This is a genomic window from Bradyrhizobium sp. 2TAF24 (genome assembly GCF_052115025.1).
Taxonomy (GTDB): Bacteria; Pseudomonadota; Alphaproteobacteria; order Rhizobiales; family Xanthobacteraceae; genus Bradyrhizobium_A.
The window spans coordinates 7,501-23,225 of record NZ_JBFRFW010000017.1; the positions used below are offsets into that span (position 1 = coordinate 7,501).

Sequence of the window (15,725 nt, forward strand, 5' to 3'; positions counted from 1 at the left end):
ACCAAGAAATACTATCGGTTCCAGACCCCCGACGACGGCGTGGTCGACTTCTACGACGAGAGCGGCAAGAGCGCGAAGAAGTTCCTGGTGCGCAAGCCGGTCAACAACGCCATCATGCGCTCGCCGTTCGGCGGACGGCGCCACCCGATCCTCGGTTACACCAAGATGCATACCGGCGTGGACTGGGCGACCGCCTACGGCACGCCGATCTTCGCCTCCGGCAACGGCGTGGTGGAGAAGGCCGAGTGGTCCGGCGGATACGGCAAGTACATCCGGATCAAGCATCCCAACGGCTATGAGACCGCCTACGGCCATATGAGCGCCTATGCCAAGGGCATGGAGCCCGGCAAGCGGGTACGCCAGGGCCAGGTGATCGGCTTCGTCGGCTCGACCGGCCTCTCGACCGGCGCTCATGTCCACTACGAGATCCTGGTCAACGGCCGCTTCGTCGACCCAATGCGCGTCAAGCTGCCGCGCGGCCGCTCGCTCGACGGCAACCTGCTTGCGGGCTTCGAGCAGGAGCGCGACCGCCTCGACGGCATGATGAACAGCCGCGGCGGCCCCGCCCGTGTCGCGCAGAACCAGCCCGCTCCGCCCCCCCGGACCGGAGGCAAGGGCCAGGGCTTCAGCTTCTCCAACCAGGACGCGCTCGATTCGGTCGGGACGACCTCGAGCCGCTGAGCGCCGGCATATTTTCCCTCGATAATCGACCTGTGACGGCCGCTGCATCGATCCGGAAACGGCTATCGGCCCGCAGCAGCTTCTCGTCCCTGCGTCGCGGCGGCAGCAAGTTTCTGGAGCAACGCATTGCCGAAATGCGCCTGTGGGTGGGAAGCCGGCAGCCCGTCGCGCATTTCCCATTCCGCAATCAGGTTCGAAGCCTTCGCGAACGCCGCCGGCAAATCGACACCGGGCTGAAGGCTCTGATTGAAAAGCGCGTCGCCGAAATACGTCCACTCGCGCTCATTCGAGCAGCCGAACGATGAGTTGTTCTCATCCGACGCAGTAATCACGATCGAATGCTCGTCCGCCAGCGGCTTCAGAAAAATGCCGGAGTAGCAGGCGGAAACGATGATGATGCGATTCCGGATTCCTTCAGCCCTGAGCGTCTCAGCGACATCATCTGGGGACAAACTACCGTAGAAAGCTCCGTGAAGCCGAAGAGCCACCCCGTCGGACGAACCGTGCGACGTCAGGAAAATGGCCAGGACGTCCTCGGCCGGATCCATCGTCTTCGCGGCCGCGCGAACAGCAGCAGCGAAATTCTGGCGCGATGCGACCGGCGTATTCGCCACCGTATCCGGATGATTCACGAGACGCAGCGTTCGCCCCTCGATATCCAGCGCGCTCCCCAATACGCCCAACGCGCCATCGAGCTCTTTCAGGAAGACATCCTGCGGCGACCATCCGGCTGCGCCGATCGTATAGATATCGACATACCCGGGTCGCTGCGGCTTCAGGCCGCCGATCGCGGCATCCATCAATCGCGCCTGAGCGAGCTCGACAGCCGCGCGATCAACCCGGCGCAGCTCTTCGCCCTCGGCGGCGCGCCGCTGCGCCTGGCGAATCGCCTCCCATAGATTGAAGCTCGACTGGTTGTAATCCTTGCCGATGAAAGTCGGAGCATAGGGAAAGATATTCCCGAATACCGTCACTGCGACGGCAAGACCGAACGAGATCGTCAGCGTTCGCAACCAGCCCGGTCGGTTGTCACCGCTCCTCAGCAGTGCCGCATAGATGCCTGCGATCCAGGCGAAGAAGGCAAGAAACCAGCCCCACGAGGGCGCGTTGTCGCGCCACCATGACTGCAGGTCTGGAAAAAACCTGAGCGCAAGCTGGACAACGAGTGCCAGCATGATGCCTTGCACCACGAGTGCCACCAGCGACACCATCCTCCGCGAGGAGGGTATGAACAGCGCGACGATGGCGAGATAACCCGCCAGGAAAGCGATCGAACCGTTCAGACCATACGGATCGAAGGTCAGTATCGAGTAGCTGCGCGCGTATTGCGTCGCAATATCGATCGTGAGGTAGAGAAAGCACCACCCAAGGAGCGCCCGCGCGCCAACATCCGGAATATCGCGTGTCGGTCGCCAGACCGCCGCGCGTCCTGCGAGCTTCACCGTCTTGAAGATCGTTCGCATGGCGCTTCCCCCTCGACTTCGTCAACTTTAGGTCGAAGGAAATAAGGATTTCGCCCAGAATGTCGCAGGTTCCGGATGCGAGCGGTTATGAAACGTTAGCCATATCCGGAGACAGAAACGCCAAGGGCCGGGGAATCCCCCGGCCCTTGCAGTGAACTTGCTGTCGTCGCTCAGTGCGTCGTATGCGGCCCGTCGTTGCCGCGCGTCGCGCGGGATGAGCTGCGTGCAGCGAAGACCTCGTCGTCGAAGCCTTCGACGGCCTTGCCGTTGAAGGTTAGGCCGTCCTTGCCGGCCGCGATCTTCACAGTGTCGCCATCGCGCACGTCGCCGCCGAGAATCATCTCGGCGAGCGGATCCTGCACGCTGCGCTGGATCACCCGCTTGAGCGGACGGGCGCCATAGGCCGGATCCCAGCCCTTCTCGGCGAGCCAATCGCGGCCCGAGGCTTCCAGCTCGAGCGCGATCTTGCGGTCCTCGAGCAGCTTCTGCAGCCGGCCGAACTGGATCTCGACGATCCGCCCCATTTCGCTCTTCTGCAGCCGATGGAACAGGATGATCTCGTCCACACGGTTGAGGAACTCGGGCCGGAAGTTCGCCCGCACCGCCGTCATCACCAGGTCGCGCACGGCACTGGTGTCCTGCCCTTCGGGCTGGTTCACCAGGAATTCGGCGCCGAGGTTCGACGTCATGATGATCAGCGTGTTGCGGAAGTCCACGGTACGGCCCTGGCCGTCGGTCAGGCGGCCATCGTCGAGCACCTGCAGCAGCACGTTGAACACGTCCGGGTGCGCCTTCTCGATCTCATCGAACAGCACGACCTGGTAAGGCCGCCGGCGCACCGCCTCGGTGAGCGCGCCGCCCTCGTCATAGCCGACATAGCCGGGAGGCGCGCCAATCAGGCGGGCCACCGAGTGCTTCTCCATGTACTCGGACATGTCCATGCGCACGAGCGCTGTCTCGTCGTCGAACAGATATTCGGCGAGCGCCTTGGTCAGCTCGGTCTTGCCGACGCCGGTCGGCCCCAGGAACATGAACGAGCCGATCGGCCGGTGCGGATCCTGCAGGCCGGCACGGGCGCGGCGCACCGCGGTCGACACCGCACGCACCGCCTCGCTCTGACCGATCACGCGCCTGGCAAGACTGTCCTCCATCTTGAGGAGCTTCTCCTTCTCGCCTTCGAGCATCTTGTCGACCGGCACGCCGGTCCAGCGCGACACCACCTGCGCGACATGGTCGGCGGTCACCGCCTCCTCCACCATGGCGCCGCTGGCCTCGTTGGCCTCGATCTCGGCGAGCCGTTTTTCCAGTTCCGGAATCCGGCCATAGGCAAGTTCGCCAGCTCGCTGGAATTCGCCGCGACGTTGCGCGTTGGCGAGTTCGACGCGATACTGGTCGAGTTCCGCCTTCAGCTTCTGCGCGTCCGACAGCTTGCCCTTCTCCGCGCTCCAGCGCGACGTCAGGTCTGCCGAGCGCTTCTCGAGATCCACAAGCTCAGTCTCGAGCGTCTGCAAGCGGCTCTTGGAGCCGGCATCGGTCTCCTTCTTGAGCGCCTCCTGCTCGATCTTCAGGCGAATGATCTCGCGGTCGACCGAATCGAGCTCCTCAGGCTTGGAATCGACCTGCATCTTCAGCCGCGCCGAGGCCTCGTCGACGAGATCGATGGCTTTGTCGGGCAGGAAACGGTCGGTGATGTAGCGGTTCGACAGCGTCGCCGCGGCGACGATGGCACCGTCGGTGATGCGCACGCCGTGGTGCTGCTCGTACTTGTCCTTGAGGCCGCGCAGGATCGAGATGGTGTCCTCGACCGACGGCTCGCTGACGAACACCGGCTGGAAGCGCCGCGCCAGCGCCGCGTCCTTCTCGACGTGCTTGCGATACTCGTCGAGCGTGGTGGCGCCGATGCAGTGCAGTTCGCCGCGCGCCAGCGCCGGCTTGAGCAGGTTCGACGCGTCCATCGCGCCATCAGCCTTGCCGGCGCCGATCAGGGTGTGCATCTCGTCGATGAACAGGATGATGCCACCCTCGGCGGAGGTGACCTCCTGCAGCACGGCCTTGAGCCGCTCCTCGAATTCGCCGCGATACTTCGCGCCCGCGATCAGCGCGCCGAGGTCGAGCGACAGCAGCTTCTTGTCCTTGAGGCTCTCCGGCACGTCACCGTTGAGGATGCGTAGCGCCAGCCCCTCGACGATCGCCGTCTTGCCGACGCCGGGCTCGCCGATCAGCACCGGGTTGTTCTTGGTCCGGCGCGACAGCACCTGGATGGTGCGGCGGATCTCCTCGTCACGGCCGATTACCGGGTCGAGCTTGCCGTCGCGCGCCGCCTGGGTCAGGTCGCGGGCGTATTTCTTCAGCGCGTCGTAAGCATTCTCCGCCGAGGCGCTGTCCGCGGTGCGGCCCTTGCGCAGCGCGTTGATGGCGGTGTTGAGGTTCTGTGGCGTGACGCCGCCCTGCTTCAGCAGCGCGCCGGCCTCGCCATCCTTGTCCAGCGTCAGCGCCAGCAGCAGCCGCTCGACAGTCACGAAGCTGTCGCCGGCCTTCTCGGCCGCCTGTTCCGCAGCCTCGAACAGCCGCGCGGTCGCAGGCGCAAGGTAAACCTGCCCGGCTCCGCTGCCGGAGACCTTGGGCATCTTGGCCAGCGCCGTCTCAGTGGCGCGCAGCACGGCACGGGAATTGCCGCCGGAGCGGTCGATCAGCCCGCCGGCGAGACCTTCGCCGTCGTCCAGCAGCACCTTCAGGATATGCAGCGGGGTGAACTGCTGGTGCCCCTCGCGCAACGCCAGCGACTGCGCCGACTGGATGAATCCCCGCGCGCGCTCAGTGTACTTCTCGATATTCATAGTGGTCCTTTCCCTCGGCCTGCCGTGAATGCCCCGGAGGCACATTCGCTGGCATCGTCATTGGGTGTTCCCCGTGCGTCGTTGATGTTCGTCAACACGCCCGTGGTCGTTCTGGTTCCGGTTCGGTCAATGCCCCGATCCTGCCCCAATGTGGGAACTGCAGCTGCCCGGCGGAAGGGGCCGGGGCTGGAAAAGACGGGATTTTCCCGGAGGCCCCACATCTGATCCGAACAGGTCTGGCGACTCGGGGCGCAATTTTCTACCAATGAGCCATGAGCGCGAGCGGCACTGTCGCCAGCATCTACCGCTATCCGGTCAAGGGCCTCACCCCCGAGCCGCTGGCCAGCGTCACGCTGCGCGTCGGCCAGCCCCTCCCCGGCGACCGGCGCTACGCGATCGAGAACGGCCCCAGTGGCTTCACGGCAGCCGATCCGCGGCATTTTCCGAAAATCAACTTCCTGATGCTGATGCGGAACGAGCGCCTGGCAACGTTCGAGACCAGCTACGACCAAGATAGCCACGTCCTGACCATCCGCCATCACGGACAGGAGGTCGCCTGCGGCGACCTGCAGAGCGACGAAGGCCGCGCCGTGATCGAACAGTTCGTCGCCAAGACATTCGTCAAGGAGTTGCGGGGGCCGCCGAAGGTGCTCTTCGCCCCCGGCCACAGTTTCTCGGATACGCCGAAGAAGGTGCTGTCGGTCATCAACCTGGCGAGTGTCGCTGATCTCGCCACCCTGGTCGGGCAGCCGGTACACCCGTTGCGCTTTCGCGCCAATCTCTATGTGACGGGGTGGCCGGCCTGGCACGAGTTCGGCCTGATCGGCCGGACGCTGGCGATCGGCGGAGCGCGGCTCAAGGTCACCAAGCGGATCATGCGCTGCGCCGCCATCAATGTGGATCCCGTGACGGGACTCCGCGATCTCGGCCTGCCGCATGACATGATGCGGCAATACGGGCATGACGACTGCGGCGTCTATGCCGAGGTGGTCGCCGATGGCGAAGTGGCCAGCGGCGACCCGATCGTGGTGAGCGACGAGGTCAGCTCTGAGGCATGACGTAAGCGTAGACGCGCGAGCGCGGATAGACCGCCTCGGCCACGCGATGCCCGTGATTGCCTGATACGACAATCGGATTGCCGTTGGCATCGACGCCACTGACGACGCCGACATGGCCGCCGCCGCGGCGGCTCATGACCGCGATGGCGCCGACCTGCGGACCGGAAACACGCTGGCCATAGCTCGCGAACGAACGCGCCATGTCGGAGCCAGTACCCTTATGGCCTGAACGCTGCAGCACCATGTTCATGAACCGCGCACACCACAGGCTGCGGCGGTCGGTGGGGTTGCCGCTGCCGATGTAGCGGCGCGCTTCGGCGACGACATCCGAACCACCAAAGCTCGGCGCCGGGCCGGCGAACGCCGGATTTTCCCAAGGCGACATCGAAGGCGACATCGAAGCCTCGCCCCGCGCGCCGGCAGCGCGGCGCGCATGCCGATAGTGCCGGCCGGAATGCCGCACGGCCTGGTGGCGAACATAGTGGCTATGAACGTGAGAATGACGGCTCGCGCCGTGAGAGGGCCTCGCCGAAGCCGGTGTCGCAAGCGCGACGATTGCCACCGAACACAGCGCGAGCGCGACATGCCGCAGCGGCAGGCGAAACGTAGTCGATTCGATCATCATGTATCCCTAGTGACACCCCCAAATCCAACGGGCCCCTTAAGGGGCCCGTTATCCGTGCGCGAAAGACGAATCTGATGTGACGAGAGCAAGGCACAATGTGGTCGCAGCGCAATCATTTCGTGGTGATGTCGCGATCACAATGTGACGATTCAGTGGGGTTCCACGCCGCGTTGGCGCCCGATTGCTGAAGCGAAGGTTAATCGTTCAACGGCTGCCACGGCTGAGAAGAAAGACGCCCTGCTCGCCGAACATGTTCCAGAACCACCACGGCGCATTGAGCCGCAGCGGCAGACCGTTGAGATTGAGCGCGACCGCGCGCTCCATCTTGACGTTGATCTCGTCGCACAGCTGCACGAAATCCTTGATGGTGCAGAAATGGATGTTGGCGGTGTCGTACCATGTCGCCGGCAGATGCTCGGTGCGCGGCATCTGGCCCTTGACGAGTAGCTGCAGCCGCATCCGCCAGTGCCCGAAATTGGGGAACGAGACGATGGCGCGGCGCCCGATGCGCAAGAGGTGCTCGAGCACGACCTTGGGCTGGCGCGTCGCCTGAAGCGTCTGCGACAGGATCACGTAATCGAAGGAGTCGTCAGGATAGTTGACGAGATCAGTGTCGGCATCGCCCTGGATCACCGCAAGCCCCTTGGCGACGCAGTGATTGACGCCCTCGCGCGACAGCTCGATGCCACGGCCGTCGACGCCGCGGCTTTCCAGCAACCGCAACAGGTCTCCCTCGCCGCAGCCGACATCGAGGACCCGCGATCCCGGCGCGACCATTTCCGCGACCAGCAGATGGTCGCCGCGATAGGCATCGGCGGGGCGCACAAGACCGCCTGTCGCCTGGAGAGCTTCGCTCTGTGCCGTCATGTCGTTGCATCCGTATTGCCGAGGCCACGCGCCACGGCGGCCGAGTTGAGGAAGGCGCGCGCGATATCGTGGAATTCAGGCACGTCGAGCAGAAATGCGTCGTGCCCTTTGTCGGTCTCGATCTCGGCGAACGAGACCCGTGCGCCGCCGGCGTTCAACGCATGCACCACGTTGCGCGACTCGGCGGTCGGGAACAGCCAGTCGCTGGTGAACGACACCAGGCAGAAGCGCGTACGCGTGCCGCGGAACGCGCGCGCCAGCACGCCGTCGTGATCCGCCGCGATATCGAGATAGTCCATCGCCCGCGTCAGATAGAGATAGCTGTTGGCGTCAAAGCGTTCGACGAACGATGAGCCTTGATAGCGCAGATAGCTCTCGACCTCGAAATCGGCATCAAAGGAGAAGGTCGGCAAGGCGCGGTCCTGCAGCCGCCGTCCGAACTTGCGATGCAGCGCCGCATCCGACAGATAGGTGATGTGCGCGGCCATGCGCGCGACGCCGAGACCGCGCTGCGGACGCAGACCGTGCTCGAAATAGCGGCCCTGACACCAGTCCGGATCGGCCATCACCGCCTGGCGGCCGACCTCGTGAAACGCAATGTTCTGTGCCGAATGGCGCGTCGCACAGGCGATCGGCAACGCCGCGAACACCCGCTGCGGATAGGCTGCTGCCCATTGCAGCACCTGCATGCCGCCCATCGACCCGCCGACCACGGCCAGCAAGGTGTCGATGCCGAGACGATCGACCAGCATCGCCTGGGCCCGCACCATGTCGGGAATGGTGATGAGCGGAAAATCGAGGCCCCACGGCTTGCCGGTTGCGGGATTGAGCGAGGCCGGTCCGGTGCTGCCGAGACAGCCGCCGACCACATTCGACGAGATCACGAAATAGCGGTCGGTATCGATCGGCTTGCCAGCGCCGATCATGATGTCCCACCATCCCGGCTTGCCCGTGACCGGGTGGATGTTGGCGGCATGCTGATCGCCTGTCAGCGCATGGCAGATCAGGATCGCATTGCTGCGCGCGGCATTGAGCTGGCCATAGGTCTGATACGCGATCTGGAACGGCGCGAGGTCGAAGCCGCAATCAAGATGGAGCGGTGTGTCGCTGCCGAACACCGCGACCTGCGAGCTCGGCTGATCGGCCTCGCGCGCATGAGCCTCCATCCGGGCTGACGGCTGATTCAACGTATCCATGCGACCTCCCCGAGACACTGCGCGCCGGCTGTCCTGCGCACACCGGCGTGTGCGCCTCGCCGGCACCCGGACGATGGCTGAGCGGACAATCTTGCTGCGGCACGCATGGACATGGCGTCTCCAGACCAACCGATCGATCTCACCGGGGTCCGGCCATAAAAAAACCGGCACGAACCACAGTTCGGCCGGGATTTCATCTGTCCCCGGCCTGTTTAGCGAGTTTTTTAACGTGGCTGCAAGCCGGCCGGCTCAAATGACCACGGAACAGTAATGCTCATAGTCCCCCGGCTTTGTCCCGTCAAGATCGGGGATCGCCGCCCCTCGGCCGGCAGCGACGAGGCTGGCCTGCACTGACCATGTTTTCTTTGCTTTCGCCCCTCGTCTTTCCTATCAATGCCTTGCCAACCCTGCCAATTTGACCGATCCGGCCCTTGCAGGGCAGAGCGAACGCCATCGCAAGGTTTTGAACACAGATGTCCAAGGCTCCCCCCGCCCCGCCGATGCTGCAGGAACTGCGTCGCGAGATCGACCGCATCGACGAGCAGGTGCACGAGCTTTTGATGCAACGCGCCGAGATCATCGATCGCCTGATCGCGGTGAAGCAGACGCAGGAAGTCGGCTCGGCATTCCGTCCGGCGCGTGAGGCCGACATGATGCGGCGCCTGGTGCAGCGCCATCACGGCATCCTGCCGCTCGATACGGTGGAGAGCATCTGGCGCGTCATCATCGCGACGTTCACCTATGTGCAGGCACCGTTCGCCGTGCACGCCGATCTCTCCCCCGGCGAGTCCGCGATGCGCGATTCCGCCCGCTTCCATTTCGGCTTCACCGTGCCGTTCACAGCGCATTTCAGCGCGCCGGCAGCGGTCGAGGCGGCTGCCAAGTCGAAAGGTGACCTGGCGCTCGTCCCGGCAACCGCCAGCATTTCACCGTGGTGGATCCCGCTGGAAGCCGCCGGCGCACCGAAGATCATTGCCCGCTTGCCCTTCATCGAGCGTGCCGACCACCCCGCCGCGCTGCCGGTGTTCGTGATCTCGCGGGTCGCCGACAACGCCATGGTCACCGACATCGAGATGTGGAGCATCCGCGTCTCGGGCTGGAACGCCAATGTCGCGCGCGCGCTGTCACCATTCGCCGAGATCATCGCGGTGCCCGATGGCGCCTTCGACGGCGCGGCCCTGCTGGTGTCGGTGTCGCGGGAGCATCCGCTGTCGCGGATCACCTCGACGCTGGTCGCTGCCGGCACCTCGATCCGCTCGGCGGCCCTCGTCGGCAGCCACGCGACGCGCTATACGGTGCCGGCGAACGGTGCTGAGGCCGGTGCCTGACGCGGCGCCCTGCCTGATTTTGAGTTTTTTGGAGTCCGAGCTGATGTCCCGTCCCGTGCCGAAGCCCGGCATTCTCGAGATTGCCCCGTACACGCCCGGCAAGAGCGGGAACGGGCATTCGGGCCGGGTGTTCAAGCTCTCCGCCAACGAGACACCGTTCGGCCCTTCGCCCAGGGCCATCGAAGTCTATCGCGCCGCCGCCGCGCATCTCGAGGACTATCCGGAAGGCTCGTCGCAAGTGTTGCGCGACGCGATCGGCCGCAAGTTCGGCCTCGATCCCAACCGCATCATCTGCGGCGCGGGGTCGGACGAGATCCTGAATTTTCTCGCCCATGTCTACCTCGGCCCAGGCGACGAGGCGATCCACACCACCCACGGCTTCCTGGTCTACCCGATCGCAACGCTCAGCAACGGCGCGACCAACGTCATCGTGCCCGAGACCGCTTTCACCGCCGACGTCGACGCCATCCTGCGTGCCGTGACGCCGCGCACCAAGCTGGTGTGGCTCGCCAACCCCAACAACCCGACCGGCACCTACCTGCCGTTCGACGAGGTCAAGCGCCTGCGCAGCGGCCTGCCTTCCCATGTGCTGCTGGTGATCGACGCGGCCTACTGCGACTATGTCTCACGCAACGACTACGAGACCGGCATCGAGCTCGTCGCCACCACCGAGAACACGGTGATGACGCGCACCTTCTCCAAGATCTACGGCCTCGCCGCACTGCGTATCGGCTGGATGTACGGCCCTGCGCACATCGTCGACGCGGTCAACCGCATCCGCGGGCCGTTCAACGTCTCGACGCCCGCGATGCTCGCCGGCGTCGCCGCGCTGGAGGACACCGAACACTTTGAAAAGGCGCGCAGCCATACCGAAAAGTGGCGCGAGAAGCTGACCGAGGCCATCGGCAAGCTCGGCCTGAAGGTGACGCCGAGCGTGGCGAACTTCATCCTGATCCATTTCCCGCTGGAGAAGGGCAAGACCGCCGAGGATGCCGACGCATTCCTGACCGAGCGTGGCCTGATCCTGCGCGCGCTCAAGAACTACAAGCTGCCGCACGCGCTGCGGCTGACGATTGGAACCGAAGAGGCCAACCGCCTGGTGATCGCGGCGCTGACCGAATTCATGGGGCGCTGAGGTGACGACAGAACCGCAATTTCCTCGGATCGCGCTGATCGGCCTCGGGCTGATCGGCTCGTCCATCGCACGGGCCGTCCGCCAGCTTGGCCTTGCCGGCGAACTGGTCGTGACCGATGCCTCGCCGGAGGTGCGCGCGCGTGCTGTCGAACTGCAGCTCGGACACCGGGTGGCGGATACGAACGCCGATGCCGTCACCGATGCCGATCTCGTCATTGCCTGTGTTCCGGTCGGCATTTGCGCCAAGGTGGCGCAGGACATCGGCGGCCACCTGAAGCCTGGCGCAATCGTCTCGGACGTCGGCTCGGTCAAGGGCTCGGTGCTGCGCGCCATGGCGCCGCATTTGCCGCAGACGGTCCATTTCATTCCGGCCCACCCGGTGGCAGGTACGGAAAACTCGGGGCCTGATGCCGGTTTTGCCGAACTGTTCATCAACCGCTGGTGCATCCTGACCCCGCCGGAAGGCGCCGATACCGCCGCTGTAGAACGGCTCACGGTGTTCTGGCGGACGCTCGGCGCCAATGTCGAGGTGATGACCGCCGAACATCATGACCTGGTGCTGGCCGTGACCAGCCACCTGCCCCACCTGATCGCCTACACCATCGTCGGCACCGCCGACGAGCTGGAAGACGTCACCCGTTCCGAGGTGTTGAAATTCTCCGCCGGCGGCTTTCGCGACTTCACCCGCATCGCCGCATCAGATCCGACCATGTGGCGCGACGTGTTCCTGAGCAACAAGGACGCGGTGCTGGAAATGCTCGGCGCCTTCCAGGAGGATCTGTCGAAGCTGACCCGGGCGATCCGCCGTGGCGACGGTGAGGTGCTGTTCGATCAGTTCACCCGCACCCGCGCGATCCGCCGCGGCATTGTCAACCTCGGCCAGGAAACCGCGAGCCCTGACTTCGGCCGGCCCCACGCGCCGCTGCCGAAGACCGACGACGAGACGGACGAGTAGGCCTGCGATTGCACGGCGACGTCGAGTGATGCGAACACCGCTCAGTACAACGGCGGGGTCTGCGCGACCTGCAGCGGCCCGAGGAAGATCGCGCCGTCGACGAAGCGCAGCGGCAGCGCGAGCGCCTTGCGTCCCTCGAGCGTGGTCGGCTGGCCCAGCATGTTGATGCCGGCCGCGAGACCCGCATTGGCGTTCTTGCGCGCGAGGTTGCCGAGCCCGGGAATCATCTTGTCGAGCGCGCCGATGACGTTGTTCACGTCCCGCGCGTTGACGCCCGGCGCCATCTTGTCGATGGCCGCCTGCGACACGCCCTGATCGATCAGACGGTCGAGCCCGAGCGCCGGAATGATCTTGTCGAGGCCCGCGACGGTCATCTCGAGCTGGCCGTCGAGCTTGCCGTTGGTGTTGATGCCGAGCGAGCCCGCCGCCAGCGACAACAGCTCGCCCTGCTCGATGCGCGACTGGGTGATGTCGATACGGCCGCCCGCCGCCTGAATTTCGCGGAAACGGACCGGCCACGGCTTCGGCGACAGATCCTTGAGCCCTCGGATCCTGGCACGGATGTCGGCGTTGAACGGCTCCTGCAGCACGGCGTGCACGCCCTGCACGCTCGCGCCCTGGAGCTGCAACACTGTTTCGATCACCGGGTTGTCGGCCACGGAGCCTTCGGCGAGACGGGCATGGAATTCGAGATGACTGGCGCGCAGCAGCGGCACCGGGCGATCGTCGACCATGCGGTCGAGCGCCGGGGAATCGAATTCGAACGAGGTGCGCTGCGGCGCGAGCGGCAGACCGATCACGCTGGCGCGCCCCTTGCTCCAGTTGCCGACGAACGACGGCTGCTGGCCGAGATCGGTGAAGCTGACCGGCCCGGTAAACTCGGCGATGATGTGCTGCGGATCATAGACCTGGGCGATCACGAAGATGTCGGCCAGGCGCACGGTCATCGGCGTGCGGCTCGCGACCTGCTCCGCGGTCTGCGACACCAGCGACACGCTGGCGCCATTACAATGCAGCTCGAGGCGGAACGGGAAGCCGGCAACCGAGCGGTTGGTGCAGTCGTAGATCCGCCCCGACCGGGCCTCGCGGGCACGCCAGCCGTCGAGCTCACTGTCGATCCGCGAGGAGGCGTAGAACCAGAACGCGCTCCAGCCCGCCGCCAGGATCAACACCACGATCGGAACGGCATAGAGCGGCCAGCGGGAGCGGCGGCGCGGCGGGGCAACGGTGACTGGCATCAACAAACCTCGATCGCGGGCGCGGTTGGGCGCCCCATTGGGGCGGATACATATCCAGAATTTGCGGGCAACTAAAGGCATTGAACTCCCGCGCCGTGCATGACACAGACATGGGTGCAATCAAGTGGACGCTATGACGGCAAAAACCCTGTCCGAGGCCGACTTCGCCGAGGGTGACCTGTGGGTCTTCGGCTATGGCTCCCTGATCTGGAATCCCGGCTTTGCCTTCGTCGAACAGGTGCCGGCGCGCCTGATCGGGGAACATCGCGCGCTCTGCATCTACTCCTTCGTGCATCGGGGCACCCCCGAGAAGCCCGGCCTCGTGCTCGGCCTCGACCGCGGCGGCGCTTGCCAGGGCACCGCGTTCCGCGTCGCGCCGGCGCAGCGCCCCGCGACGATCGCCTACCTGCGCGCCCGGGAACAGGTCACGGGCGTCTATCGCGAGGTGAAACGCTCGGTCTGGCTGAACAACCATGCCCAGCAGCGGGTCAGCGCGCTGGCCTATGTCTCGGACCGCGGCCATGACCAGTATGCCGGCCGCCTCAGCCTGGAACAGCAGCTGCATTACGTGCGACAGGGCCATGGCAGCTCGGGGGCCAATGTCGACTACGTGCTGTCGACGGTAAAGGCGCTCGAAGCCCGCGGCATTCACGATGCCGCGCTACGCCAGCTTGCGTCACGGCTGCGCGGCGACGTCGCCGCGCATCACTGACTGGCCGGCAAATCCGTCACACCGACGATGGCTGGTCGGCCGGAAGCGGCCGGCCGAACAGCCGTGCCTGCTCCTCGCGCCCATCCCGTACAATGCGGTCGGTGGCGGTTTCGATCGCGCTCGACACCTGCGCGAGGAAGTCGTCGCGCGACAGGCCCGGCGGCAGTGGATCGAGAAATTCGACGACGATGGTGCCGGGGTAACGCATGAAAGCGCGGCGTGGCCAGAACAGGCCGGAGTTGAGCGCGACCGGCAGACAGCGCACCTCGCAATCCACGTAGATCTGGCCGACGCCGTACTTGTAGCGCGGTTCGGCCCCGACCGGACGGCGTGTGCCTTCGGGAAAGATAATGAGCTGACGGCCGCGCTGCACCTCGTCGTGGGCGGCTCGCGCCATCTCCAGCAGGGTGCGGCCACCGGCTCCGCGGTTGACCCCGATCATGTCGGCCTTGGCGAGATACCAGCCAAAAAACGGAATCCACTTCAGCTCGCGCTTGAGAATGTAGAGCGGCTCCTCGAAGAACTGCAGCAGTGCGAAGGTTTCCCAGATCGATTGATGCTTGGCGGCGACCAGCAGCGGGCCTTTCGGGATCTTGTCGAGGCCACGGTACTCGACCCTGGTGTTGCAGATCACCCGCATCAACCAGATGCTGCTGCGCGCCCAGAACCGGGCGATGTTCAGGATTCCCCAGCGCGGCATCGCGTAGGTCGGAATTCCCACCAGAACCCAGAATACCAGCACGACGTAGAACAGGATGTTGAAGATCAGCGAGCGCAGAAAAATCGAGAGCATGGCCATTCCTAGTTCATCGAGACACCGGACCGGCGCGCGACATCGTGTCTCACGCCGTGGTGGCTCAGGTCGCTGCGAGTATGGCTGCCGGGCGACGGATCACCGGCCGCCACCATCGTGCTCAAGCCAAGCTTGTCGAGCCGCACACGCACTTCAGCAGCAACGTATTTGGCATATTCCAGCACCAGCAGCCGCATCGCCGCGCCGCTTGCCCACCATGGCTCGTCATTCCACTTGTCACCGACCACCGGAAACGGGATCAATGCGACGTCCGGCATCGCATGCGACAGCTCCACGATGGCGCGCGGCATGTGATAGTTGGACGTCACCACGATCAGCGAGCGGAAACCGCGCTCGCGCACCCAGCGCCGCGTCTCCACCGCGTTGCTGCGGGTGTTGACGGCCGAGCGGTCGAGATCGACGCAGCAGCCGAGCAGCGGCTGGCTGTCCGGCAACGACCGCTGAATATCGGAGACACCATTGGTGGGATGCACCCCGGAAATCAGCAGCCGTTTGCCATAACCAACGGCCAGCAGCTCCATGGCATCGGAAATGCGCGACGAGCCGCCGGTCAGGACCACGATGCCGTCGGCATCGTGCGGCGGCGTGACCTCCGATACTGGCAAGCGCGCCAGGAAGATCAGGAAGCCGATCACCCCGATCATGCCGATGCCCGCGGCGGCCAGCAGCACAGCCAGCAGCGCGACCAGGAACGGTCGTCGCCTGCGTGGCGCGCGCGTCGGCATCGCATGTCCGGCATGCGTCATCATGACGAGGTCGTTCGGCTCCTGCGCCATCTCTCCGCCCCGACAGCCCCCCTTTCAGGCCCGGCCTCGG

14 protein-coding genes and 1 riboswitch (1 of these 15 running past the window's edge) are annotated in these 15,725 nt (G+C 65.2%); of the genes, 6 read left to right on the forward strand and 8 right to left on the reverse strand.

Annotated features, from left to right (window positions below; all coding sequences use genetic code 11):
- Positions 1 to 681, forward strand: partial view of a peptidoglycan DD-metalloendopeptidase family protein gene (locus tag AB4Z37_RS24155; RefSeq protein ID WP_441519289.1) — the final stretch only. The gene continues 1,425 nt to the left of window position 1, outside the view; 681 of the gene's 2,106 nt are visible here — the last part of the coding sequence; the start codon falls outside the window, past its left edge; the stop codon is at positions 679 to 681.
- A 62-nt stretch (positions 682 to 743) separates the two neighbouring features.
- Here AB4Z37_RS24155 and AB4Z37_RS24160 read toward each other — a convergent pair whose 3' ends face one another.
- Together AB4Z37_RS24160 and clpB are read right to left on the reverse strand one after the other, a co-directional pair.
- Positions 744 to 2,144 (reverse strand): C13 family peptidase, encoded by a 1,401-nt coding sequence (locus tag AB4Z37_RS24160; RefSeq protein WP_441519290.1) that lies wholly within the window; start codon positions 2,142 to 2,144, stop codon positions 744 to 746.
- 170 nt (positions 2,145 to 2,314) lie between these two features.
- The gene (gene clpB / locus AB4Z37_RS24165) at positions 2,315 to 4,981 is read right to left on the reverse strand and encodes an ATP-dependent chaperone ClpB (RefSeq protein ID WP_441519291.1); all 2,667 of its coding nucleotides are present in this window, start codon (positions 4,979 to 4,981) and stop codon (positions 2,315 to 2,317) included.
- A gap of 272 nt (positions 4,982 to 5,253) precedes the next feature.
- Between clpB and AB4Z37_RS24170 the strand changes: the two genes are divergently transcribed.
- Positions 5,254 to 6,039, forward strand: coding sequence for an MOSC domain-containing protein (locus AB4Z37_RS24170; protein ID WP_441519292.1), 786 nt, complete (start codon positions 5,254 to 5,256; stop codon positions 6,037 to 6,039).
- Here the strand turns inward: AB4Z37_RS24170 and AB4Z37_RS24175 are convergent.
- The 3 genes from AB4Z37_RS24175 to metX form a co-directional block, all read right to left on the reverse strand.
- Complete coding sequence (locus AB4Z37_RS24175; RefSeq protein WP_441519293.1) at positions 6,023 to 6,661, reverse strand: TIGR02594 family protein; 639 nt, start codon at positions 6,659 to 6,661, stop codon at positions 6,023 to 6,025. The genes AB4Z37_RS24170 and AB4Z37_RS24175 overlap by 17 nt on opposite strands.
- A gap of 207 nt (positions 6,662 to 6,868) precedes the next feature.
- Positions 6,869 to 7,531: a methionine biosynthesis protein MetW gene (gene metW, locus AB4Z37_RS24180; RefSeq protein WP_441519294.1), complete on the reverse strand. Its 663-nt coding sequence runs from the start codon at positions 7,529 to 7,531 to the stop codon at positions 6,869 to 6,871.
- Positions 7,528 to 8,727 (reverse strand): homoserine O-acetyltransferase MetX, encoded by a 1,200-nt coding sequence (metX, locus tag AB4Z37_RS24185; protein ID WP_441519295.1) that lies wholly within the window; start codon positions 8,725 to 8,727, stop codon positions 7,528 to 7,530. The genes metW and metX overlap by 4 nt, the downstream gene beginning before the upstream one ends.
- A gap of 191 nt (positions 8,728 to 8,918) precedes the next feature.
- A riboswitch (SAM riboswitch) is annotated at positions 8,919 to 8,998 on the reverse strand.
- A gap of 202 nt (positions 8,999 to 9,200) precedes the next feature.
- On the opposite strand from metX, the gene AB4Z37_RS24190 reads away from it, so the two are divergent.
- The 3 genes from AB4Z37_RS24190 to AB4Z37_RS24200 are packed head-to-tail and all read left to right on the forward strand — an operon-like array spanning position 9,201 to position 12,145.
- Positions 9,201 to 10,055 carry a chorismate mutase gene (locus tag AB4Z37_RS24190; protein WP_441519296.1) on the forward strand — a complete coding sequence of 285 codons (855 nt, stop codon included), beginning with the start codon at positions 9,201 to 9,203 and terminating at the stop codon, positions 10,053 to 10,055.
- Between the two features lie 43 nt (positions 10,056 to 10,098).
- Positions 10,099 to 11,190: a histidinol-phosphate transaminase gene (gene hisC, locus AB4Z37_RS24195; protein WP_441519297.1), complete on the forward strand. Its 1,092-nt coding sequence runs from the start codon at positions 10,099 to 10,101 to the stop codon at positions 11,188 to 11,190.
- 1 nt (position 11,191) lies between these two features.
- Positions 11,192 to 12,145, forward strand: a complete 954-nt coding sequence (locus AB4Z37_RS24200) for a prephenate/arogenate dehydrogenase family protein (RefSeq protein ID WP_441519298.1) — start codon at positions 11,192 to 11,194, stop codon at positions 12,143 to 12,145.
- Between the two features lie 41 nt (positions 12,146 to 12,186).
- On the opposite strand, the gene AB4Z37_RS24205 is transcribed toward AB4Z37_RS24200, so the two are convergent.
- Positions 12,187 to 13,386 (reverse strand): DUF2125 domain-containing protein, encoded by a 1,200-nt coding sequence (locus tag AB4Z37_RS24205; protein ID WP_441519299.1) that lies wholly within the window; start codon positions 13,384 to 13,386, stop codon positions 12,187 to 12,189.
- Between the two features lie 130 nt (positions 13,387 to 13,516).
- Between AB4Z37_RS24205 and AB4Z37_RS24210 the strand changes: the two genes are divergently transcribed.
- Positions 13,517 to 14,095, forward strand: coding sequence for a gamma-glutamylcyclotransferase (locus tag AB4Z37_RS24210; protein ID WP_441519300.1), 579 nt, complete (start codon positions 13,517 to 13,519; stop codon positions 14,093 to 14,095).
- A gap of 16 nt (positions 14,096 to 14,111) precedes the next feature.
- Here AB4Z37_RS24210 and AB4Z37_RS24215 read toward each other — a convergent pair whose 3' ends face one another.
- Both AB4Z37_RS24215 and AB4Z37_RS24220 read right to left on the reverse strand, forming a co-directional pair.
- On the reverse strand, positions 14,112 to 14,888 hold the full coding sequence (locus tag AB4Z37_RS24215) for a lysophospholipid acyltransferase family protein (RefSeq protein ID WP_441519301.1): 777 nt from the start codon (positions 14,886 to 14,888) through the stop codon (positions 14,112 to 14,114).
- A gap of 8 nt (positions 14,889 to 14,896) precedes the next feature.
- A complete protein-coding gene (locus tag AB4Z37_RS24220) occupies positions 14,897 to 15,658 on the reverse strand; it encodes a YdcF family protein (protein ID WP_441519481.1) in 762 nt (253 codons plus the stop codon).
- Positions 15,659 to 15,725 lie beyond the last annotated feature (67 nt).

Coding starts and splice junctions, on each gene's coding strand:
- AB4Z37_RS24160 (WP_441519290.1), bottom strand. CDS start 2,144: ATGCGAACGATCTTCAAGACGGTGAAGCTCGCAGGACGCGCGGCGGTC.
- clpB (WP_441519291.1), bottom strand. CDS start 4,981: ATGAATATCGAGAAGTACACTGAGCGCGCGCGGGGATTCATCCAGTCG.
- AB4Z37_RS24170 (WP_441519292.1), top strand. CDS start 5,254: ATGAGCGCGAGCGGCACTGTCGCCAGCATCTACCGCTATCCGGTCAAG.
- AB4Z37_RS24175 (WP_441519293.1), bottom strand. CDS start 6,661: ATGATCGAATCGACTACGTTTCGCCTGCCGCTGCGGCATGTCGCGCTC.
- metW (WP_441519294.1), bottom strand. CDS start 7,531: ATGACGGCACAGAGCGAAGCTCTCCAGGCGACAGGCGGTCTTGTGCGC.
- metX (WP_441519295.1), bottom strand. CDS start 8,727: ATGGATACGTTGAATCAGCCGTCAGCCCGGATGGAGGCTCATGCGCGC.
- AB4Z37_RS24190 (WP_441519296.1), top strand. CDS start 9,201: ATGTCCAAGGCTCCCCCCGCCCCGCCGATGCTGCAGGAACTGCGTCGC.
- hisC (WP_441519297.1), top strand. CDS start 10,099: ATGTCCCGTCCCGTGCCGAAGCCCGGCATTCTCGAGATTGCCCCGTAC.
- AB4Z37_RS24210 (WP_441519300.1), top strand. CDS start 13,517: ATGACGGCAAAAACCCTGTCCGAGGCCGACTTCGCCGAGGGTGACCTG.
- AB4Z37_RS24215 (WP_441519301.1), bottom strand. CDS start 14,888: ATGCTCTCGATTTTTCTGCGCTCGCTGATCTTCAACATCCTGTTCTAC.
- AB4Z37_RS24220 (WP_441519481.1), bottom strand. CDS start 15,658: ATGATGACGCATGCCGGACATGCGATGCCGACGCGCGCGCCACGCAGG.